Source organism: Laspinema palackyanum D2c (assembly GCF_025370875.1).
GTDB classification, from domain to species: Bacteria; Cyanobacteriota; Cyanobacteriia; order Cyanobacteriales; family Laspinemataceae; genus Laspinema; species Laspinema palackyanum.
In genome coordinates, this window is sequence record NZ_JAMXFD010000009.1 from 148,731 (window position 1) to 169,774 (window position 21,044).

Annotated in this window: 17 protein-coding genes and 1 tRNA gene; 10 read left to right on the forward strand and 8 right to left on the reverse strand. The window is 49.7% G+C overall.

Annotation, left to right across the window (positions count from 1 at the left end; all coding sequences use genetic code 11):
* The first annotated feature begins 370 nt into the window (after positions 1-370).
* Entirely contained in the window at positions 371-712 is a 342-nt protein-coding gene (locus NG795_RS13385) for a DUF805 domain-containing protein (RefSeq protein ID WP_367289157.1), read from the forward strand.
* Positions 713-900: 188 nt separating this feature from the next.
* On the opposite strand, the gene NG795_RS13390 is transcribed toward NG795_RS13385, so the two are convergent.
* A tRNA-Leu gene (locus NG795_RS13390) sits at positions 901-981 on the reverse strand.
* A gap of 265 nt (positions 982-1,246) precedes the next feature.
* On the opposite strand from NG795_RS13390, the gene accC reads away from it, so the two are divergent.
* Entirely contained in the window at positions 1,247-2,596 is a 1,350-nt protein-coding gene (gene accC / locus NG795_RS13395) for an acetyl-CoA carboxylase biotin carboxylase subunit (RefSeq protein ID WP_367289158.1), read from the forward strand.
* A 244-nt stretch (positions 2,597-2,840) separates the two neighbouring features.
* Here the strand turns inward: accC and NG795_RS13400 are convergent, their stop codons facing one another.
* Positions 2,841-3,125, reverse strand: coding sequence for a YggT family protein (locus NG795_RS13400; protein ID WP_367289230.1), 285 nt, complete (start codon positions 3,123-3,125; stop codon positions 2,841-2,843).
* Positions 3,126-3,327: 202 nt separating this feature from the next.
* On the opposite strand from NG795_RS13400, the gene psbX reads away from it, so the two are divergent.
* The 4 genes from psbX (at position 3,328) to NG795_RS13420 (ending at position 5,762) form a co-directional block, all read left to right on the forward strand.
* A complete protein-coding gene (gene psbX / locus NG795_RS13405) occupies positions 3,328-3,447 on the forward strand; it encodes a photosystem II reaction center X protein (protein ID WP_254564417.1) in 120 nt (39 codons plus the stop codon).
* Between the two features lie 217 nt (positions 3,448-3,664).
* Positions 3,665-4,474, forward strand: a complete 810-nt coding sequence (locus NG795_RS13410; protein ID WP_367289159.1) for a Ycf66 family protein — start codon at positions 3,665-3,667, stop codon at positions 4,472-4,474.
* 140 nt (positions 4,475-4,614) lie between these two features.
* Positions 4,615-5,187: a TolB family protein gene (locus NG795_RS13415; protein ID WP_367289160.1), complete on the forward strand. Its 573-nt coding sequence runs from the start codon at positions 4,615-4,617 to the stop codon at positions 5,185-5,187.
* Positions 5,188-5,234: 47 nt separating this feature from the next.
* Entirely contained in the window at positions 5,235-5,762 is a 528-nt protein-coding gene (locus NG795_RS13420) for a TolB family protein (protein WP_367289161.1), read from the forward strand.
* Here the strand turns inward: NG795_RS13420 and NG795_RS13425 are convergent.
* From NG795_RS13425 to NG795_RS13440, 4 genes are all read right to left on the reverse strand, one after another.
* The gene (locus tag NG795_RS13425; protein ID WP_367289162.1) at positions 5,759-6,538 is read right to left on the reverse strand and encodes a hypothetical protein; all 780 of its coding nucleotides are present in this window, start codon (positions 6,536-6,538) and stop codon (positions 5,759-5,761) included. The two genes, NG795_RS13420 and NG795_RS13425, sit on opposite strands and share 4 nt — an antisense overlap.
* Positions 6,539-6,913: 375 nt before the next feature.
* Positions 6,914-8,203, reverse strand: coding sequence for a hypothetical protein (locus tag NG795_RS13430; protein ID WP_367289163.1), 1,290 nt, complete (start codon positions 8,201-8,203; stop codon positions 6,914-6,916).
* Positions 8,204-8,342: 139 nt separating this feature from the next.
* On the reverse strand, positions 8,343-8,798 hold the full coding sequence (locus NG795_RS13435) for a hypothetical protein (protein ID WP_367289164.1): 456 nt from the start codon (positions 8,796-8,798) through the stop codon (positions 8,343-8,345).
* Positions 8,795-11,929: a CHAT domain-containing protein gene (locus NG795_RS13440; RefSeq protein WP_367289165.1), complete on the reverse strand. Its 3,135-nt coding sequence runs from the start codon at positions 11,927-11,929 to the stop codon at positions 8,795-8,797. Before NG795_RS13440 ends, NG795_RS13435 begins: the two co-directional genes overlap by 4 nt.
* A gap of 143 nt (positions 11,930-12,072) precedes the next feature.
* Between NG795_RS13440 and NG795_RS13445 the strand changes: the two genes are divergently transcribed.
* Entirely contained in the window at positions 12,073-12,216 is a 144-nt protein-coding gene (locus NG795_RS13445; protein ID WP_367289166.1) for a hypothetical protein, read from the forward strand.
* Between the two features lie 553 nt (positions 12,217-12,769).
* On the opposite strand, the gene NG795_RS13450 is transcribed toward NG795_RS13445, so the two are convergent.
* A complete protein-coding gene (locus NG795_RS13450; RefSeq protein ID WP_367289167.1) occupies positions 12,770-15,127 on the reverse strand; it encodes a glycoside hydrolase family 31 protein in 2,358 nt (785 codons plus the stop codon).
* A gap of 370 nt (positions 15,128-15,497) precedes the next feature.
* Between NG795_RS13450 and NG795_RS13455 the strand changes: the two genes are divergently transcribed.
* The 3 genes from NG795_RS13455 (at position 15,498) to NG795_RS13465 (ending at position 18,466) form a co-directional block, all read left to right on the forward strand.
* Positions 15,498-16,391, forward strand: a complete 894-nt coding sequence (locus tag NG795_RS13455; protein ID WP_367289168.1) for a hypothetical protein — start codon at positions 15,498-15,500, stop codon at positions 16,389-16,391.
* Positions 16,392-16,649: 258 nt separating this feature from the next.
* Positions 16,650-17,498 (forward strand): hypothetical protein, encoded by an 849-nt coding sequence (locus NG795_RS13460; RefSeq protein WP_367289169.1) that lies wholly within the window; start codon positions 16,650-16,652, stop codon positions 17,496-17,498.
* Between the two features lie 224 nt (positions 17,499-17,722).
* A complete protein-coding gene (locus NG795_RS13465) occupies positions 17,723-18,466 on the forward strand; it encodes an LmeA family phospholipid-binding protein (protein WP_367289170.1) in 744 nt (247 codons plus the stop codon).
* Positions 18,467-18,730: 264 nt separating this feature from the next.
* Here NG795_RS13465 and NG795_RS13470 read toward each other — a convergent pair whose 3' ends face one another.
* On the reverse strand, positions 18,731-20,965 hold the full coding sequence (locus tag NG795_RS13470; protein WP_367289171.1) for a glycoside hydrolase: 2,235 nt from the start codon (positions 20,963-20,965) through the stop codon (positions 18,731-18,733).
* Between the last annotated feature and the right edge of the window lie 79 nt (positions 20,966-21,044).

The following is a 21,044-nucleotide window of genomic DNA, read 5'->3' on the forward strand; positions in this document are numbered from 1 at the left end:
CAAAGGGGGAAACCAAATTCAGTCTTCTTCTTGTCCATCAAGCGGCTAAGTAATAATACTCTGCAAAAAAGAAAAAAATTGATCCGTTCCCACCAGTAACATTTGACGAGTTGACCTGGAAAAACTTAACAAAATATATAGAATCTTTTAACTCGTCTTTGGATAGAGTAAATAAGAATGAGTCAACCGACTTGAGTAGGACAGACTACTGCATTCATCCCTGTAGGGCGCGAAAAGCTTGGGATCTTTCTGGAGAAAGGGATGGCTTCATGGCTTGATTTGCTCCAAGGGTCATCTCATCAATTGGGGATCTGCACCCCCAGCGGATGTCCCACTCTTTTTAATGGGGGTTATGGGAGGTCAAAACGATATGAATTGGTATCTGAAAGTATGGAAGAACTATGCCGTATTCAATGGACGAGCAAGACGCAAAGAATATTGGATGTTTGTCTTGTTCAACTTCATCGTTGGATTCTTATTAGCAATAATTGAGGAGGTACTCGGAGGAATAACCAATACCGATCAGAGTGTACTGACGGCTATTTATCAACTGGCGGTGTTTATTCCCACCATTGCCGTGAGTGTTCGGAGAATGCATGACACGAATCATAGCGGATGGTGGCTTATTGTCCCGATCGCCAATTTCATTTTTACTCTAGAAGACGGAACCCCTGGAGTAAATGAATACGGACTCGACCCCAAATCCCGATGAACCTTTCTCATCCCCACTCTAAAATCGGATTCCACCTCGGAGAACGGATGGAGTGCCAGCTTCAATCATCTTTCCTATTTCGGTCATTTTGTTAAAACCTCGGCGCTCAACCAAGGCCCTAATTTTCCCATTGCCACCAAAGCAAAAGGGGTTACAACATAAAAGTTGTAACCCCTTTTCAGATTTAATGCGGATGGCGAGACTCGAACTCGCAAGGCAAAGCCACACGCCCCTCAAACGTGCGCGTATACCAATTCCGCCACATCCGCAGGCAATGAACTATCTTAGCTCATCTCTAGTTAACTTACCATACTTTTTTCAAAAATGTTCACAATTTTGAAAGATTTTTTTCAAATTGTCCAAATTCCCCCAATAACAAGGGTTTCAGCCTCTTGCTGCTTTCGAGGCAAACTCGTATTATCCGATACATGATAGGATTTGGAGTTGGCATATCTTCTATGCGGCTGAATCCGGGACACCCACAGGATTCGGTCATCCTTTATTGATTTTTACGAGTTGAGCAACCGCAGGCCCATGCAATTCTCCAAAGTTCTCATTGCCAATCGCGGCGAAATCGCCCTTCGGATTCTCCGGACCTGTGAGGAGATGGGGATTGCCACGGTTGCGGTACACTCCACGATTGACCGTCATGCGCTCCATGTCCAACTAGCAGATGAGGCGGTTTGCATTGGCGAACCCCCCAGCGCCAAAAGCTATCTGAATATTCCCAATATCATCTCTGCTGCTTTAACCATGAACGCGACAGCGATTCACCCGGGTTATGGGTTTTTGTCGGAAAATGCGCGGTTTGCCGAAATCTGTGCGGATCATCAGATTAGTTTTATCGGACCGACTCCCGAGGCGATGCGCGCAATGGGGGATAAGTCTACGGCAAAGGAAACCATGCAAAAGGCTGGGGTGCCGACGGTTCCGGGAAGCGATGGGTTAATTAGCAATGAAAAAGATGCTCGGGAAATTGCCAAGAAAATCGGCTATCCGGTGATTATTAAGGCAACTGCTGGGGGTGGCGGACGGGGGATGCGCTTAGTCCGGGAAGAGAGTGAACTCCCGAAACTGTTTGCAGCGGCGCAAGGGGAAGCAGAAGCGGCGTTTGGGAATCCTGGGGTTTATTTAGAAAAATTTATCGAACGCCCTCGCCATATTGAGTTCCAAATCCTGGCGGATGCTCATGGCAATGTGATCCATTTGGGGGAACGGGAATGCTCGATTCAGCGCCGTCACCAAAAACTGTTGGAAGAAGCCCCCAGTCCGGCCCTAACCCCTAGCTTACGCCAGAAAATGGGTAAGGCGGCGGTGAAGGCGGCGAAGTCGATTAATTATACGGGTGCGGGAACGATTGAGTTTCTACTGGATTACTCGGGTCATTTCTATTTTATGGAAATGAATACTCGGATCCAGGTTGAACACCCAGTGACGGAGATGATTACAGGGTTGGATTTGATTGCGGAACAGATTCGGATTGCTCAAGGGGAAAAGCTGCGTCTGAGTCAGGACGATGTGCAGTTACGGGGTCATGCGATCGAATGTCGGATTAATGCGGAAGACCCCGATCTCAATTTTCGCCCTTGTCCCGGACGAATTAATGGGTTTTTACCTCCAGGTGGTCCGGGGGTGCGGATGGATTCCCATGTGTACACGGATTATGATATTCCGGCTTACTATGATTCGTTGATTGGGAAGTTGATTGTCTGGGGTTGCGATCGCCCTTCGGCCCTTAAGCGGATGAGACGAGCACTCCGGGAATGCGCCATCACCGGGGTCCCGACTACGATTCCTTTCCATCAGAAGATTCTGGAACATCCCGATTTTATTCAAGGGGATGTTTATACCAATTTTGTGGAACAGATGATGTCGAAGGGTTGAGGTTTGGGGGAGATGGGGGAGTTGCGACAACCGTCGGGGGTTAAAACCCCCGCCTAACAGCTAAAGTCGGTTGAAACCGACTGAAATGCTTTTAGGATAAGGTTCCTAGTCGGTTTTTAACCGACTTTAGCTATGAGGCGGGGGATAAATCCCCCGCCGGATTCGGCAACCCACCATCCACCCCTTCTCCCCCATCCTCCCTATCCACCCCTTCTCCCCCATCCTCCCTATCCACCCCTTCTCCCTACATCATCATCCTCAGCAATCCCTGCTGACCCAGGAGGATTTCTCGGAGGAGACTGATGATGCCGACCCAGATAATGGGGGTGATGTCTACACCGCCTAGGGGGGGGATGAGTTTGCGGGTGGGGGCTAGGAAGGGTTCGGTGGGGAGGGCAATCAGGATCCAGGGAAATTTAGTGAGTTCGATTTGGGGATACCAGGTTAGGATAATCCGGAAGATGAAGCATAGGGTCATTATGACTAAGAGGGGGCCAATGATCCAACTGGCGATCGCAACCGATGTCATCATGAGTAAAAATTTAAGTTTTGTTACAGCCTTGTTAAGTCTATTGTATTTCAATCCCTGCCCCTTGGTGTTGCCCCTTGCGGTTGGTTCTCCCCCTGAGTCCCTGAGTCATGGAGTTTTGGAATTGGAAGAAACTGGACTTCTCAACGCGGTAACGGTTTAATAAAATGATAGAAATGTAAATCTTGTTTAAGGAGACACTATGACGCCATCACTCGCCAACCTGTTTTGGAGCCTCTTCTGGGGTGCAGTCCTGATCGTGATCCCCGCCACTGCTGCTCTGATTTTCATCAGCCAGAAAGATAAAGTGCAACGGTTCTAAACCGGCGAACTGGATGGAAACCTCAGCGTAGGGCGATCGCCAACCCACTGATGAAGGTGAGGTGTTCTCTATACGCTGAGGTTTCTTCCCTGACTGGGAAGGGCAACTGACGAAGGACAAAAGCCGAACTTATGCTGATCACAATCCAAGCGAATCAGGAGTGGGTGGAGATTTAGCGGGATACTCGCTAACATAAAAAAGATGAAGGAGAGAGCAGATGGTAAATTTTAGTCTCAACTTAGCGAGTATCGTCGGAATCGCGATCGCCATCGGTGGGGCCGGACTCTATGCTGTCCGCTCATGGCGTCCCGAACTATCGCGAGATACGGATCTGTTTTTTGCAGCAGTCGGGTTACTTTGTGGCGGCATTCTGTTCTTTTACGGATGGCGCTTTGACCCGATTATGCAGTTTGGTCAGATTCTGCTGGGAGGGTCAGCAATCTACTTTGCCTTTGACAATATTCGCTTGCGCGGTGTCACCACCAATCAGGCGAAGCGCCAATCGGGGCGAATTGTAGATGAGGAGCGTCCCGTCAGTAGTGTCTACCGAGTGGATGCGGAACTCGACGAAATCGAATCCGACTACGAGGAAAATCCCACCCGACGCCGGATCAAAGGGACTCAGGACCCCAGAGCGGCTCGCAATCCCTATTATGCGGATGAGGCCCCCAGACGGCCACCCAGTCGCCGAGCCCCTGGCGATCGCCCCAGTCCCAGTTCCCGTGTGCGTCGTCCCCGTCCAACGGAACGTCCCCCCAGTGGTCCTTCCTATCCGGAATGGGAGGCAACGGTGGATACAACGGAGGAAAGAACCTCTCGACGTCCGCCATCCAGTGCAGGAACTTCAGGGAGTAGAAGACCCCCAGGTGCAAGACCCTCGCGGACTCCTCCCCCGGAGGAACGGACCCGCAGACCCCCTGTACCGGAAGAAGAACCGGCACCGAGTGATTATGTAGATTATCAACCGATCGACCCTATAGAAGAGGACGATCACGAGCAAGATAATACAGGGAATTTCGATTATTAAACAATCGGGGACAGAAATGGGCGATCGGGGGCAATTGATGGCGATCGCCCCTTTGTTAATTGACCCTTTGTTAATTGATTCCCTCCGTGCCATTCCCCCCCAAATTGTGGCGTCCCTGTCCTCAACTGGGAAAAACCAAGGTGAACAGATTCGCTCCAAAAAACCTCCTCCGCCACGGCCTAACCCTAATTTTTGGGTTAAGTTTTGGCAGCTTTTTAGTCGGATGCAACCCCACCAATATCCCCATTGGGCCAACTTCTATCAATAGTCGCTATACCGACGAACAGCCGTCCTTGAGTGCCAATGGGCGCTTTTTAGCCTTTGTCTCCAATCGCAATGGCAGTCGAAATATCTTGCTATATGACTTACAAAATCGCCAGTTTGCCGATTTACCGGGGTTGAACCGGCAAAATGCGATCGCCGATAGTCCCAGCATCAGCAACACCGCCCGTTATATCGTCTACCTCACCAGCAACCAAGGCCGGTCCTCGGTGATTTTGTACGATCGCATCACCCGAGGTTCACAAGTCATTTACCAACCCTATCAAGGGTGGATTCGCAATCCCAAAATTAGCCCCGACGGTCGTTATATCGTCTTTGAAAGTGGCGGTCGCGGTCAGTGGGATATCGAAGTCCTCGATCGCGGACCGAGTATTGAATTAGACCTCATTGATGGCGTTCCCTCGGGTTTTTCCCTAACCGGACCGCAGTAATTTTAAATTTTGTCTCAGGGTAATTCACATTAAAAAACAGTGAAATTGTGAAGCGCTTTCTGTTAATTCCAATGGTTTCCCTGGTCAGTCTTTTGAGTAGCTGCACCACCTATCCGCGTTTGCTGAACTTTACCTTCGATCCTTCAGGACGGAGTTTAAATAGCCCCAGTGATGATATCACCCCGCAAATCTCGGGACGTTTTATTACCTTTGTCTCCGATCGCCAGGGACGACAAGATGTCTACCTGTTTGATGGGAACACTCGCCGCCTCGTCGATATTCCGGGATTAAACCAACTGGATATCCTCGCCTCCCACCCAGGCATCTCGGAAGATGGGCGTTATATTGTCTTTGCCGGAACCCGTCAGGGACAATCCAATATTTACCTTCACGATCGCGAAACCCGTCAGTTACGCAACCTCACGGAAAATTTTAAAGCAGAAGTTCGCAATCCCGTCATCAGCGCCGATGGCAGTACCATCGCCTTTGAATCCAGCGCCAACGGACAATGGGATCTCATGATTCTCGATGCGCGATCGGGTCAACCCCTAGACATCCCGATCACCCCGCGTTAACGCGATTCTTCTCCAGTAGCAACACCCGCCAGTTGTTGCAATCCTTCAAACAACAACTCATCCAAAGACTGACTAACTTTCAACAAAATCCCGCGCACCAGACGATGTTCATTCTCAATCCACCAGGAAGCAGTATCCATCTCAGCAATCACAACATCCAAGCGCGATCGCAAGAACGGGGACCAATCCTTGCATAACTCCGACCCCTGAAAATAGCTTATTGCCTGGTTGCGAATTGCTTTCCCTCTTTTAATTTCATCTTTCTTACCCATCAACGGTGGCAAGGTTACAGGTTCCTGGACAGGACTCTCCACGACTTCCAACAATTGCCGTTCTTTTACCCGAATCACCTCCGATAATAAAACAGCGTTGGTCTGTTCTATCTCGGTCCATACGGGTTCTAACTTGCGAATCGTGGTCTGGATATCCTTTAATTCCACATACACTTCTTGAACAAATAAAGTTGCTGATTGATTAAACCCATGAAACGGATCGATTTTAAAATTTTTTGTATGTAACTGATTAACCTCCTGTTCAAACCGTTGCCAAAACTGTTTGAACAGGACCGTGATTCCCGCCAGATTTTTATCTAAAATAAAGGCTTTACTTAGCTTGATCACCTCCTCGATATTCACCATATCCACGGACATTTCTAAATAAGACCCGAGGGAATTCGTGGGATCCCACTTGAATTTTTTAATCGGCAATCGGCTAATTTTTTGTTCTAGCAGTTCGATGCCGGGAAGGGCCGGATTGGGATGGTGTAAGTCAGACATGGTAAATTGAGCAGGGCAGATTGAGACTGTGATTAAAATTTTACGGCTATCAAGAGCAGGTTTTTTACGTTCAAGGGGGATTTGCCATACTTCCGGTCCCAGCAAGAGGATGGTTAGGGTGGGGTCCTCCGGTCCCCTCCCCTTGCCAAGTTGCAACAACCGGCGGGGGTTCAAACCCCCGCCTAACAGCTAAAGTCGGTTGAAACCGACTGAAAACACCCAGGGATAAGACTTGCAGTCGGTTTTTAACCGACTTTAGCTATGAGGCCGCCAATCGTTTGAACCCCCGCCGGTGTTGAGAATGTTGCAAGAAATCTCATCAACTGCTCTTTTTTGACCCTAAAACCTGGAGAAACTCACACTCTCCGAATGCCCTTATTTGCGATTCCAGTCTAACAACTTCCAAGCTAGGATGCTCATCAATCCGCCTACTATCAAACTGCCCACAATTGTGGTGATTTGAAACTCTAGCTGATGCCGATTCTGGGGCGGTTCAGCTACCACCACCGTTGCCACTACTGCACTGGTGGCAACCCCTACACTGGCGATGGTGAGGGTTGTATTCAGACGGCGATCGCTGCGGGTTTGTTCTATCTGATTCAGGCTTTCAACGGCTTTAATTGAATTTTCAACTATCAACAATCCTGGACTTAAACTGCTATAATCTCCCTCAATTTGCCGGAGATATTTGTCCTGAGCAAATTGACTAAATTTATCAAACAACAAGGAACTCCCTTGACCTTGACATTCTCCGGCCTTTTCGCCTAGGGGTTTTGGACTGTTTTCCGCTGATAATGTTGCTAATTTGAGAACCCGTTGGCGATAATTCTCTAAATTAATTTCAATGGGGTAGCGTTGTTCCTGCAAATAATTAATCTGGGTTGCATACCGGGCCAAAACCTTCAAATTTTCGCGCAAATGGTCTTGTAATTCCGTCAAATTGACCGTTGACTGTTCCAGGAGGGCTAAACTCTGATTGGTCACCTGGGGCACGAGACGGGATGGCTTTTGTAACGACTCCCGCAAGTGCCGACTTTGCTGAAATGCCCAGACTACTTTATGGCGGTATAAAAACAAATACTGGCAATGCTTCAAAAGATATCCCACTCGCTTTTGGAGGGCTTCTTTTCGCCAGAGACTATCAAATAAACAAATTAACAAATGATAGCTCTCCCCCTCTCCTTGTCCCTGGGGGGGACACCACAGTTCATACAGGGTCGCCCCTAACAGAGGACCTTCCGCAAATAAATCTACTTGCCAATTGGGAGAAGTTTCCTCAAACTTTAACTGCTGACAAATAGCTTGAGCCAGACTCAACGGGGATTGATTTTCGGACATTAATTGTCCCCAAACCAGCCAACTTGACCCCAGTTTTCCCAGGGAGGTTTTGTCCGATTTATTACTATAGTTATTACTATAGTCACGAATTGTTTGTTGGATCTTTGCCAGTTCCTGAAGCGATTTGACCTCCTTCGACTTCTCCCCGGAAAAGTCAATTTGAACCATCTGACTGTCTTGAATTTTCTGATGTCTAATATAACCATCGAGGGGCTCGTCGCGGTCTCCGGGGGGGAACTCCTTAGAGGCGACGGTTTCCGATGACTCTTCCGACAAATCGTAGAGAAACCAGTCGAGAGTGAGAAATCGTAGTTCTTGTTCATCCATACAACATGAGTCCAAATCGGGGCTAGGCGGGGGCAACAAGCAGAGTTAGGACTTACGCAATTTTTAACACTAAACCGTAAATGTAGAGGCGATTCGCGAATCGCCTCTACATTTACGGTTAATGCGTAAGTCCTGAGAGTTAAAAGAAGCAGGAGGGGAAAAATTGACGGGCGATCGCAACAGAGTCCTCAGCCTCCAGAATCTGCTCAATCTTCTTCGGAACCTTGGACCCATCCGCGCCAGTTTTCGTCATTTCTGCCTCAATCGCGTCCAATAACTCCTGCATATCCTTCAATTCATCAACATTCCGAGCGAAATTCTCCGTTTCTGTATTGAAGGGTTCCGGCGTGTCATCGGGTGGAAAATCTCCCCCCATTTTGCGTTCTTGACTGGGGTGATGTAACAGTCGGCGGGCTTTAAGATAGGCGGGAGTTAACTGAGAACAGTTGCGGGCGATCGCATCTAACCGATCATACTCCCCTTTCTGAGCAACGGTCCTAATCTCCTTCTGAACCGAATCAGGAAGAGACGCCTTCAGAGAACAAACCGCCGCCAGAAAAGCCTTGAGTGTGACGCAAGTGAGAGGTTTCATCATGTCATATCTCCAGTTAACGTAAATGCGGCCCAATAATAAGGATGACTATAGGGTTGAGCGTTGGGGTCTCTTTCAGCGAGGAAATCCAGTTGGTCGAGGAGGAAAGGACGAACTCGCACATCATCCGGTTTATACCGTTCCAGTTCCGCCTGGTAGAACTCCCGTAACTGGGCAACATCACAGTGGGATAACCAATGTTTTGCCTGTGCTAGGGCCAGGGGTTCCGGGACTCCCGCCAGAACCTGCTCATAGAACTTCAGGGTCAACACCATACTGGCTGCGGATTCCACTGTCCAGAGCGTACTCAACAGCATAGACACCCCCGCCATCAGCCAGCCACTGCTGAGACCCACATAGTCCGTGGTAATCGATTTCTGGCCGGTTATGGCTGTTTCACAAGCCGCCAAACTGACTAAACGATAACCCGACAGAGGCAGATTCAGCAACTCCCGAACCCGCAAAAACTCCTCCCCGGACAAGGCTAACCAGGATTGGTCCGGCGCGTCAAAATCGTAGCCCCCATGTCCGGTAAAGTGCATCAGCCGATACTCCCCTTTTCGCAGTTCGTCGCAGAGGGACCCTTGACGGACTTGGCGACCACACAGGGGCCGCACCCGCTCAAACCGCAGACTGAGGCTTTCCGCCTCCACCTCGGCAAATTCCAGAGGCGAGAATCCCTGACTGTCGGGATATCCCACCAACAGCAGGGGAGCCTCGGAGGTGATGGAGGGCAACGGATGTTGCGCCAGGGTCATCCCCACCTGAGCGCTGGGAAGCCGGATGAGACTGTAGTTGGGGGGGAATAAGGCTTCCAGGGGGAACAGGTGCAAGTCCCGGTGGGGCAGTAAAATCAGATGGTCAATCTCCTCATCCGCCAACTCAGCCAGCAGGGCCTCAATCCGCAAAATCTCCCCCAACTGTTGCAGGCGAGAGACCATATCCAGACGCCAGGGATGGTCTCGGCTGGGAGAATCCGACTCCGATTTGTCGCTGCGATAGTCTTGATAGTCCCGTTTCCAGTTGTCCGTCCAGTCCTCCCATTCCCGCAATTGTCGCAGTCTGGGGAAAGACGCTTCACTCTCGTCTGAAGCGAGGAGGGGGATAGGGTCTTGGTTGGGTTTGAGCAGGAACGTAGTGAGGGCGGAGGGACTGATGTGCCAGTAAACCGCTGCGGTCTTCTCTGGGCAGAGATACTGTTGTAGACTGGGGAAGTCAGGACTGGGAATCTCCTCCATCCAACCCGACAGCCACCAGCGCAAACAGCTATTTTTGCCTTGTTCCGCCAGCATCAGGGCAGCAACGGGATTTCCGGCTTGGCATTCCAGATCAACGGTCAACTGTTGCAAACCCATAAACTCCAGGGCCAGTAGTCGTTGTTTCCCCGGACTGGGGGTTTGTTGAATCAAGCGGCGCAACAGGTCAGACCCCTGACGACGTAGTTCCGCTGCTTCCTCAGATTGACCCAGTTCAAAGAGGACACGGCTCAAGTCTCGCAGGGCTTTGAGTCGCAGTTCGGGGGAGTGGGTTTCGCTGAGGGTGTCGAGGGCGGCGTTGTAGGGGGCGATCGCTTTTCGCCAGAATGGATAAGGGTTCGCGTCCCGGCGACCTTGCAAATAATGGGCGAGACCTATATTGTAATTCAACAATCCCGCCCCTTCTGGGTCACGGTGGGGGGGACAATGTTTCAACCCTTCTTCATAGCTGGCTAACCTTCCCTTATACCCCGGTTGGTTGAGGGCGGGGTTTTGCAGGTGAAGGGGCAGGGTGAGGGTGACGGAATAGAAGCATCCTCGGTATTCTCCGGCAGCAATGCCTCGGTTAGTCCAGGCTGTTGCATTGTTAGGATTGAGGACAAGGGCGCAATCATGACTGGCAACAGCCTCCTCATGGCGACCTAAGTTATACAGCGCATTGCCCCGGTCAGTCCAGGCTTTTGCCAAGTTAGGATTGAGGGCAAGGGCGCGGTCATAACTGCCAACAGCCTCCTCATGGCAATCTAATTCAGACAGTGCATAGCCCCGGTTCGCCCAGGCATTTGCAGAGTTAGGATTGAGGAGAAGGGCGCGGTCATAACTGCCAACAGCCTCCTCATGGCGACCTAAGTTATCCAGCGCACTGCCCCGGTTAGACCAGGCTATTGCGGAGTTAGGATTGAGAGCAAGGGTGCGGTCATGACTGGCAACAGCTTCCTCATGGCGACCTAAGTTATATAGCGGAAGGCCATGACCCAGCCACAACACCCACTCATTTGGAAAGGATTCAAGTGCCTCATTGGCTAACCTCACAGCCGCCTCATAATCACGAGCGTTAAATAGCTCAAGTATCCGTACAAATGCCGCTTCTGCTTCCGGATTCTCAAATGTCATACGTTCCTGACTTTTCTCCATCTCTCCTGAAGTGTTCCCAGTCTCTGCTTGATGTACCACTGGAGATGTCATTCCCCCAGTCTCCGACAGCAACCGGGGAGGCTGGTTAACCCTCAAACGCTCCCGCAATTGTTGTCCTAAATCCCCCACCCGTTGTGCTAGGGGGAACTCTCCCAGATTGCCAAACTCCTGCAACGCCTGAACAAACCGCGCCTCTGGGGGATTCGCCAACCAAGTCTCTTCCGCCTTCTCCAACCAGTCCAACCAATCCCTCTCCTGCGCCCGAGATTCCAACTCTTGCAACCACTCCCGCACTGCCTCACATCCCTGGTATCGCTGTTGCAACAACTCAGGGAACAAAGACTCAAACTCCGCCTCAGTCAGGGGGGATGGCGGTTGAGCCAATTTCTGGGTACCGGACTGATGAGCCAACTCGCCGATTTTCCCACAGCCGACTTCCCCCAACTGCACCATCCGCGAGGCGAGTTTCCGGTGAGGACGGGGGGAACCCAGAAGGCGATCGCGGTTAAAGCGCATCAGCCAATTGTGAAAAAAGCGGTCATTCAGGCGATCGCCTAGATGGTCCAACACTTGTCCAGAATCCCATCCCTGAGCCACTCCATCGAGCAGTTTCAGAAAGAATTGTTCATATTGAGTATCACTGAGGGGATTCAGCGGCGGTGGCGCAGGGGGGGCGGGAGTTCGTCGCCATCCCAACCACCGGGCGATCGTGGATTTCAACCAATGCCAAAGTCTACCTAACATCCTAGAGCAATGAACAATGAATAATCAACCAGGAGCAAAGCCGTTGGGGCGACTCTTTCCCACTGTACCGCAGGTCCGCCCCTCTCGCCGATTTTTTAAGCCCTGAATTGTTATCCTTTGATGAAAACAGGACTTAGGCAAATATGGACTGGCGATTCGCGAATCGCCCCTACATCCTCGTGACGCGGCTGAAGCCCCCTCACGAGGATAGAGGATATGGGGAAGTTCATTTAAGTGCCGTTAGAGTCAGAATTGTAACGGGCGATCGCCTCTATAGTTTCTTGTAGGGGCTTCGATGCTCGAAGCCCCTAGGGCGCAAGCATTGCGCCCCTACAAATACATCAAATGAATGTAGGGGCGATTCGCGAATCGCCAGTCCCAATTAATGTAGGCGCGATTCGAGAATCGCCAGTCCATATTTAGGGTGGTTTTTCAAAATATGGGGAAGTTCTGAGCTCATGCTTAAGTGCCCTTAGAGTAACGGGCGATCGCCTCTAGGTTTCTTGTAGGGGCTTCGAGCATCGAAGCCCCTAGGGCGCAAGCATTGCGCCCCTACAAATACACCCAATTAATGTAGGGGCGATTCGCGAATCGCCAGTCCCAATTAATGTAGGGGCGATTCGAGAATCGCCAGTCCATATTTAGGGGGGTTTTTCAAAATATGGGGAAGTTCTGAGCTCATGCTTAAGTGCCCTTAGAGTAACGGGCGATCGCCTCTAGGTTTCTTGTAGGGGCTTCGATGCTCGAAGCCCCTAGGGCGCAAGCATTGCGCCCCTACAAGTACACCCAATTAATGTAGGGGCGATTCGCGAATCGCCCCTACATTTACATTAATTGCCGTTAGAGTAAGAATCGTAACTGCCGATCGCCTCCATCATCCATAAAGCGCTGTTCCCCAAATCCGAGGACCTCAATCACCACCTCTCGGGGGGGAGGGGTCCAATTTCCGGTTCGGGCGGAAATATTGAAGACGAGTTCTTGTGCAGACTGCTGCAAGGTATAAGTTGTCATCCCTTGACTGCCGGTTTCATAGTCGAAACTCTGACCATCATCTTCGTATAGCACAAAGGTCTTGTGCAAGGTTTCCAACCCGGTTACGGGCCAGACTCGAACCCGCAGAGAATCTAGGGGACGTTCGTCGGTATGTTGCATCACCGGACCCATTGGGACGATCGCCCCGGCGGGAACAAACAGCGGCATTCGTTCCAAGGGTGCATCGGCCAAAATATATCCTGGTCCTTGGTGTTGTTCTCCGGTCCACCAATTATACCAAACTCCGGACGGCAAGTAAACCGCCCGACATTGGACGCCGGGACGATACACTGGGGCGGCCATGAGGGACGGACCCAGCATCACTTGATCCTGAATTTGATAGGTTTGGGGGTCGTAGGGGAAATGATACAGTAAAGGCCGTAAAATTGGGGCTCCGGTGGTTGCGGCTTCCCAGAACAAGCTATATAGGTAAGGAAGCAATTGATAGCGTAATTCGATGTAATCTCGACAGATTCGTTCAACGCGATCGCCAAAAACCCAGGGTTCATGACGGGCTGTATTTAAGGCTGAATGCGCCCGCATCAAGGGATAGAGCATTCCCACCTGCATCCATCGGGCAAACAATTCAGCGGTGGCATTTCCAGCAAATCCGCCGATATCACAGCCGACGAACGCGACGCCGGATAAGCCCATATTACATAACATGGGTAGGGACATCTCCAAATGTTCCCAGAGGGATTGATTGTCCCCCATCCAGACGGATGACCAGCGTTGAATTCCGGCAAATCCCGATCGCGTTAGCACAAAGGAACGCTGATTCGGTCGATGTTGCCGCAACCCTTGATAACAGGACTGCGCCATCATCTGACCATAGAGATTATGCACTTCTAAATGGGTGGCGCGTTCCTCTGCGGGTCCTTGGAGTGCGTCTAAGGGAAACCAAATTTTATGGCCGTCATCTCCAAAGGGACGGTTTTCGATCGCCGGTTCGTTCATATCGTTCCAAATTCCGGCCACTCCTATATCCGTGAGGGTTTTGTGCCAGTCTCCCCACCATTGTCTGACATCAGGATTGAGGAAATCGGGGAATACGGCTTTATCCGGCCAAACATACCCGTGAAAGATTGACCCATCGGGGTTGCGAACGAAATAGTCTCGGTCTTGTCCTTCATCGAATACGGCGTAATCTCCCTCGGGTTCGTATTTCACCCCGGGGTCGATAATGGTGACGGTTTTGAACCCATTCTCACGCAAATCGGCAATGAGTTGGGCCGGGTCTGGGAAGCGTTTCGGACCCCAGGTAAAGACGCGATATCCGCGCATATAGTCGATATCTAGGTGGATGACATCGCAGGGAATCCGGCGATCGCGAAAGGTTTGGGCCAATTCTCGCACTTCGGTTTCTGAGTCGTAACTCCAGCGGCATTGGTGATAACCCAGCGCCCATTTGGGCGGCATAGGCATCCGCCCCGTTAGCTGAGTATAAGTGGCTAGAATTTCTGAGGGTTCAGGACCATAAATGATATAATAGTCTAGCTCACCGCCTCGGGTTTCCATGCTCCAGACCCCCGGTTGGGATGCGCCTAAATCAAATTGACTCCAAAAGGTGGTGTTGAAAAAGATGCCATAACCGAGGCCAGGACGCAGGGCCATGAAGAAGGGAATGGCCTGATACATTTCATCGGTGAGGATATCATAATCTAGGGCATCGGTGGTCCAGTTGGTCCGGACTTGCGATCGCTGGTCTAAGAGTCCCGTGCGTTCTCCAAATCCATAGAAATGTTCCCCCGCTTCGATGTGTTTCCAGTTGGCAACGGCCCCTTGCCGCCAGCTAATTCCCGGGTCGCTATCTTGGGCAAAGGGTTGATCGTGAGGGTCAAAACAAGTGAGGCGACAGGGATGGTGTGCGATCGCCACCCGCATCCGGTCCGTGATGATTTCTGTCGAGTCTGGATGTTGCTGTATGCTTAATTCCACCGCAGGCCAATTCTCCTCCTGAGTTACCGCCCACGATCGCGGGAGAGAAAGTGATCCAGTCGGGGACATTCGCACCCGGATGAGATTCGGTGCAACAGCATTAATCACCAGGGTTTGACTGCCACAATTGAAATAAATGTGGTTCTCAAGTTCTTTGACAGATTGCACAGACTGGAGGCTGGTCCAAGGTTGTTCTGTTGTGGGAAGTTTTCCAAAATATTGGGGCATATTAATTTAAGTTTAAATTCAAAGACCTAAGCAAGCTCTATGGCATCCTTTTATTCTATAAAATTTTTTGAATTTGGCTAGGGTGAACTAAGTTAGGTTTAAATCCAGCCACTTTTATGACCCGATATTTAAATCAGAGTCGCCCCTAGGAATAAAGGATAAGGCATTTTTGCTCAGTTTAGTACCTAATTGGATAGAGGGTAAAATTGCCCTCTAGGTAGAGGCGATCACCGGGTTATTTTTCTTATTATAGAAGTCAGATAACAAACAAACTAGCCAGTGCAAACCTTCAAATCGAGAATTGCCAGAAATTAATTCAGCTATTTCTTCGATGAAAGGGTCATTCAGTAAATTAGGAGCAAAAAAATTTATGATTATTAAGAACAAAAAAGGCGGCGTTCGGACCAGTGCTCTAGCGTTGGGACTGTTTGCCTTATTGTTACCGGCTTGTCAGCAAGATAACCAAGCATTGGAGGAGACCGAGTACCAAACCCCCACCACCACAGAGTACCAAACCCCCACCACCACGGCACCCGGACCCGGAAGAGAACCGATCGCAATGACCCCGGGTCAAGAAACCACGGCAATGCCGGGGGAACAGATGGCGGCCACTACAGAAAGTATCTCCTCTAACCCAGAAAACTTTATGGGTCAAATGGTGACGGTGCGTGGAGATGTGAAAGAAATCGCTACCTCTAGTGATACCTTTTTAATGGATGATGACCGCTTTTTAACGGGAGAGGGAATTCTGGTTATCAATTCAAGTGGCGAGCCCTTTGCGATTCCCAATGCCGATGAGATGCAGGTCCAAGCAACGGGAGAAGTCCGTCAATTCCGCCTGGTGGACATCAATACAGCCTACGGATTGAACTTAGATCCGCAGTTATATACCGAGTATGAGAATCAACCGGCGATCGTGGCGGAATCCCTGGCACTGTCTCCCACCCCGGAGCAAGTTTCTGAGAATCCCGACCTCTTCTACAATCGCCCCATTGCGATCGAGGGCCAATTTAATGAACAGTTAGCTCCCAATGCTTTTACGTTCAATAATGACGAGGTACTGGTGATCAATGCTGACGAATTGCAAATCCTCCCCGAGAATCAAGATATTGTGGTCACGGGTGAAGTACGTCCCTTTGATCTGGCTGCCTTGCAAAGTGAGTATAATTTAAACTGGGATGCCGAGCTGCAACAACGGATGCAAGATCAGTATAGCAACAGTCTCGTGTTAGTTGCTGATGGAATCTACCCTACGGTTGAATAAGGCATTATCAGGAAATTAGGCCATCCTGGAAGTCTCAATCAATCCTGAATTAGCTGCGGTAGGGGTAATTAATATAATTGCCCCTACCGCGAGAAATAACGCCTCTAAAGACAGAGGCACAATCAAAAATTTCTCCCTAAACTAGAGGAAAGTCTACCTTTAATTAAAACGGGCTGATTTCTCCCTGAAGTGGACTGACTTTAAAAGAAAGAAGGCCCCCTTTAAAACTATCCGACTATTCGATGAGGTTCGCTCAATATGCTTAAGAATTTAACCCCCACCAAGAAAAAGAACAGCCGAACGGGAAACCCGATGGGAGTGGCGATCGCCTTAGCCGTGATGACCGCCACCTTAGTTCCCGGTTTACCCAGAAAAGCTGAAGCCCAAATGGGAACCTCTCCCACTAATTCTTCCGTAATTACCCTTGAAGACGTTGCCGGTTCCCCGGAAGAATTTTATGGACAGACGGTGACAATTCGAGGAGATTTTCAAGAAAGCATCGATGAGAATGCTTTTAAACTAACTCGGGATGGCTTTTTATTCTTTGGCGGTTCAGAAGTCTTAGTGGTTAACAATACCGGACAACCAATTGTCCCCCCTGAGAATGAAAATATCTCCCTTCAGGTGACAGGTGAAGTGCGACAAATGCGAGTTGCTGAACTGGAGAAAGATTTTGGCTGGGATTTCTGGAATCCGGATCAGTATGTCGAATATGACCAGAGACCTGTGATTGTCGCCGAATCCGTTGCCTTATCCCCGGATCCGAGCCAGATTGCAGACAATCCAGCACAGTTTTACGGAGAAACCATTGCTGTCGAAGGTGAACTCAATGAATATTTTACCTTCAATGCCATGTTATTACAACAGGATAGCTTAATCGGTGGCGGAGATATCCTGGTGTTACTTCCCCTGGAAGCTAACCGCGTTAATGCCGGAGAGGATATCGTCGTGACGGGTGAAGTTCGTCCCTTCGTGATGGCAGACATGGAGAGAGATTTGAATACCAGAGGGTGGACTCCCGAGATGCAAAAACTCTTCGCTGAGGAGTTTGGAAACCGTCCCGTTATGCTGGCTGAAAACGTTTATCAGATTGGTGAACAAGAGTAAGCTCACCTCTGGCTAAACTGAAATAAATCTGAGAGAGACCTCTTGTAGAATTCTGCAAGAGGTCTCTTGAAATGCTGGGGATTCTGAATGGGTTTAGCTAATTTCTACCTAACTCTGCGGAGAGATTTAAAAGAGGCGTTAAATTAACCCAATAGAGAGAACTCAGAAACGAGGCGATCGCCTACATTGAATATACCCCCTATAATTACTGAGAGATCAACCCCATGATCGAAGAAGAGTCCCTGCAAGATCGCGCTATTAATGCGGCAGCAAAATTAGCGATTTCCAGTCAATTCGATGATTTTCAAACCCTGGATGTTTCCGTTCATTCTGAATCTGCTAATTTGATGAAAGGTGAATTAGAATCCGTGGAAATTTCCGGGGAAGGGATGGTGATGAAACAAGAGCTTAGAATGGAAAAACTGGATATAAAAACCGGGAAAATATCCGTCAATCCTCTCTTGGCCGCCATCGGAAATGTTAAATTACAAGAACCCACAGAAGCCACCGTTGCGGTGGTTTTGAATGAACAGGATATTAACGGGGCCTTTGATTCGGATTATATTCAAGAAACACTCCAAAATTTTCCGGTTACCGTGGATGGAAACCCCCTGACTTTGGACGCTCACCAGGTTGAGTTTAGCCTTCCCGGTGAGGGAAAAATCCGACTCAGTATCGGCGTATTGTTTCGGGAAACTGGAGAAACTCGTCAGGTAGAATTTACTGCTATCCCCAAGGTGCAAGCCGATGGAACCGGGGCACGTTTAGAGGAAATTGAGTACCTGGATGGCAATGAACTCTCCCCGCAAATGACCGCTGAGTTATTAAAAAAATGCGAATATCTGCTCAATATTTCTAATTTTGAGCTATCTTCGGGAATGTCGGTCCGGTTGCGCGGTTTAAGGATTGTTCCAGGTCAAATTCACTTAGAGGCTCAAGCTTATATTGAGGAAATTCCTAGCAACTAAATCCATTCTATGGAATTAAAGATTCTGAGGTAAAGAGTCAGTTTAATATCATGTTAGGTCGATCATTCCCATTGACCTAACCCCCTTCCCACCTTTCCTTATTTTCCCTCTTCTAAAAGGAGAGGGAGAATAAAGAATTTTTTTTATTGCTGTACGGGGGAGAAGAGGGATATAAATCATTCAAACCCTGAAAGGAAGGAGTGGGAACATCTTGCCGAAATTGTCTCCAGAATTGTCCAATTGCGGCAAGACTCGCGATAGAAATTACGGCATTTGAATGGGAATTAAATGATCCTCTGTGACCCCATCCTGGAATCGACCTCCGTTAGATAAGACCAGCATTAAATGGAGGGTCCAATCCGGATCCGTGGGTAAATCGGCCCAGGGAATGGCGATTTCTAGGCATTTATTTAAGGCGACTTGGGCGCGACCCTTGCGGGGATGCCACTGATGATGGTCCCGGGCTTCCTGGAACCACACCGATTGACTCACTAAGTTAATGCCGAGATGATGGTGGAACAGGTGGTTAAAGGGTTCGCGATCGGGGCCTTGTGCTAACGGCATGGGACTGATACTCATCGGGTGACCGGGATAGTACCACAATAAATTTAGTTCAGGAGGGCAATCTTTGCCGATTTCTGTCCCCGTTTTAAAATCAATTCGCAGATAGAAATGGAGGTGATCTACCCCATACCAAACCCGTTGAATGGCGCTGCTGCGATGCATAGTTCCTCGGGCACCGCCCACTTCGATGCGACCCGCTTTATCCCAGTCCTGTTCGTCTCCGATGCCATCAATAATCGGATGAATGAAACTTTGAGGACGCCGATCGCCTTCTTGTTCATGGTCTTCCACCGGACGTAAGACATTCTCGGGAACTGGCTCACCAAGTGCTTGATAGAGCGCCGCAATATGTTCCCGGAACAACTGATCAAACATCGCATCCTGGTTAGAAGAATGACCTTCCCCAAACCACCAGAACCAATCCGAACCTTCGGCAGCATACAATGCTTCCCATGCTTCTGGATTAGCTTCTTCCGTGGCTTCTGGATGTTGGGCCAGCATTTGCCGCGCCGGTTCTAACAAATCCCAGGCTTTATTTTTGGCGGGGTCGCCAATCCAGGTTGTGAGACTGCCATCCACCCAAGATCCACTATGTAACCGCGCACTGGGAAGCGTCGCTGTGGGAGGAAACTTCTCGATAAACTCCGCCACTGTGACCAACTCAATTTCCCCATGATGACTGAGTTTCTCATAGAGGGAATTTAAGAACGGTTCGCCATCGCGGTTATAAAATTCCCAGCAGTTTTCTCCATCCAGGGCGATCGTCACTAACCAAGGCTGTTCTAACCCACTGTCCGGACCCGATGCTTGTCGCTGTTTCAGGGAATAACCGATCGCCTCTAAATGTCCCACCAAATCCGATGCCGCCCGCCTCGGTTCCATCGCACCATAAGTAAACCCAATCAAATCCGATAAGCGGTGATCCCGGAATACAATCGATAAATCCCCTTGCGGTGTTTCCAACCGATAAGGACGATACAAATATTCCGGTTCAAACAGATTCCCCGCGCCATCTCGATGGAAAAAATGCTGCAAAGTCCAGCCTAACACCGCTTCATCGGAACAGATCCATTTAAACCCTTGTTCGGCAATATAGGGTAAAATCTCCGGACTGACCGCCTGTTCCGAAGGCCATAACCCACGCGGATTCTGGCCGAAACGTTCTTGATACATCGTCCAAGCTTTGCTTAAGTGCCGGGGAATATCTTCCGACCATTGGAAGCGATGCTGGGGTAATTCCATATTGGGAATTGCCACTCGACCGGCATTGGTATCCGCCAGTAAGGGTAAAATGGGATGAGTATAAGGGGACGTAATCACCTCCAACTGTCCCGCTTCCTGCATCTGACGATGTTGGGGGATAATTTTGCTGATAATTTCCCGTTGCTTGGAATAGATGCGCTGGCGATCGCTCAGGGTGAAATTCCGACCTTGTTTTAGCCACGCTTCAATCTCGGGGTCATCCCAAAAAATCGGGTCGATCCAGGCGAGATTGTGCCATGCCAGCAAATCGCCATACTCGCGATCGCCCCAATGTTCCAAACACCATCCCCGGCCCTGGCCCTGCCGTTGAGCGTACAATTCAGCATACCGGGGATGGGGATCAATTAAGGTGCGATGGTTCCCATCAAAGAAATGCTCGACAATAAAATGTTTCTGTTCCAGGGTGAGTTGGGTTTCTGGAGTGAGGGCGGCAGTCAGGTAGGGATCGAATGCCGTGCCTTCGATATAATCTTCTAGCTGTAAAATCAAGGACGGTACTAAGTTCACCGTTTGACGGAGTTTAGGATACCGATTCAAAATCAGCACTAAATCTAAATAATCTTTCGTGCCGTGCAGACGGACCCAAGGCAATCGATACTGACCCCCAATTCGGCTTTTATAGAGGGGCTGATGCTGATGCCAAATAAAAGCAACATAGAGCGGGTGAGGCATAGTAAGAAGAAGTGATGAGGACAGGAGATGGCGATCGCCGGTCAGGGTGGAAGAGTTCGTCGCACAGACTGCTTGCGGT

Excerpts from the sequence above, each read along its gene's own strand:
- NG795_RS13470 (WP_367289171.1), bottom strand. The coding sequence starts at position 20,965 with ATGCCTCACCCGCTCTATGTTGCTTTTATTTGGCATCAGCATCAGCCC.
- NG795_RS13460 (WP_367289169.1), top strand. The coding sequence starts at position 16,650 with ATGCTTAAGAATTTAACCCCCACCAAGAAAAAGAACAGCCGAACGGGA.
- accC (WP_367289158.1), top strand. The coding sequence starts at position 1,247 with ATGCAATTCTCCAAAGTTCTCATTGCCAATCGCGGCGAAATCGCCCTT.
- NG795_RS13435 (WP_367289164.1), bottom strand. The coding sequence starts at position 8,798 with ATGATGAAACCTCTCACTTGCGTCACACTCAAGGCTTTTCTGGCGGCG.
- psbX (WP_254564417.1), top strand. The coding sequence starts at position 3,328 with ATGACGCCATCACTCGCCAACCTGTTTTGGAGCCTCTTCTGGGGTGCA.
- NG795_RS13445 (WP_367289166.1), top strand. The coding sequence starts at position 12,073 with ATGGACTGGCGATTCGCGAATCGCCCCTACATCCTCGTGACGCGGCTG.
- NG795_RS13385 (WP_367289157.1), top strand. The coding sequence starts at position 371 with ATGAATTGGTATCTGAAAGTATGGAAGAACTATGCCGTATTCAATGGA.
- NG795_RS13425 (WP_367289162.1), bottom strand. The coding sequence starts at position 6,538 with ATGTCTGACTTACACCATCCCAATCCGGCCCTTCCCGGCATCGAACTG.
- NG795_RS13410 (WP_367289159.1), top strand. The coding sequence starts at position 3,665 with ATGGTAAATTTTAGTCTCAACTTAGCGAGTATCGTCGGAATCGCGATC.
- NG795_RS13400 (WP_367289230.1), bottom strand. The coding sequence starts at position 3,125 with ATGACATCGGTTGCGATCGCCAGTTGGATCATTGGCCCCCTCTTAGTC.
- NG795_RS13450 (WP_367289167.1), bottom strand. The coding sequence starts at position 15,127 with ATGCCCCAATATTTTGGAAAACTTCCCACAACAGAACAACCTTGGACC.
- NG795_RS13440 (WP_367289165.1), bottom strand. The coding sequence starts at position 11,929 with ATGTTAGGTAGACTTTGGCATTGGTTGAAATCCACGATCGCCCGGTGG.
- NG795_RS13465 (WP_367289170.1), top strand. The coding sequence starts at position 17,723 with ATGATCGAAGAAGAGTCCCTGCAAGATCGCGCTATTAATGCGGCAGCA.
- NG795_RS13430 (WP_367289163.1), bottom strand. The coding sequence starts at position 8,203 with ATGGATGAACAAGAACTACGATTTCTCACTCTCGACTGGTTTCTCTAC.
- NG795_RS13455 (WP_367289168.1), top strand. The coding sequence starts at position 15,498 with ATGATTATTAAGAACAAAAAAGGCGGCGTTCGGACCAGTGCTCTAGCG.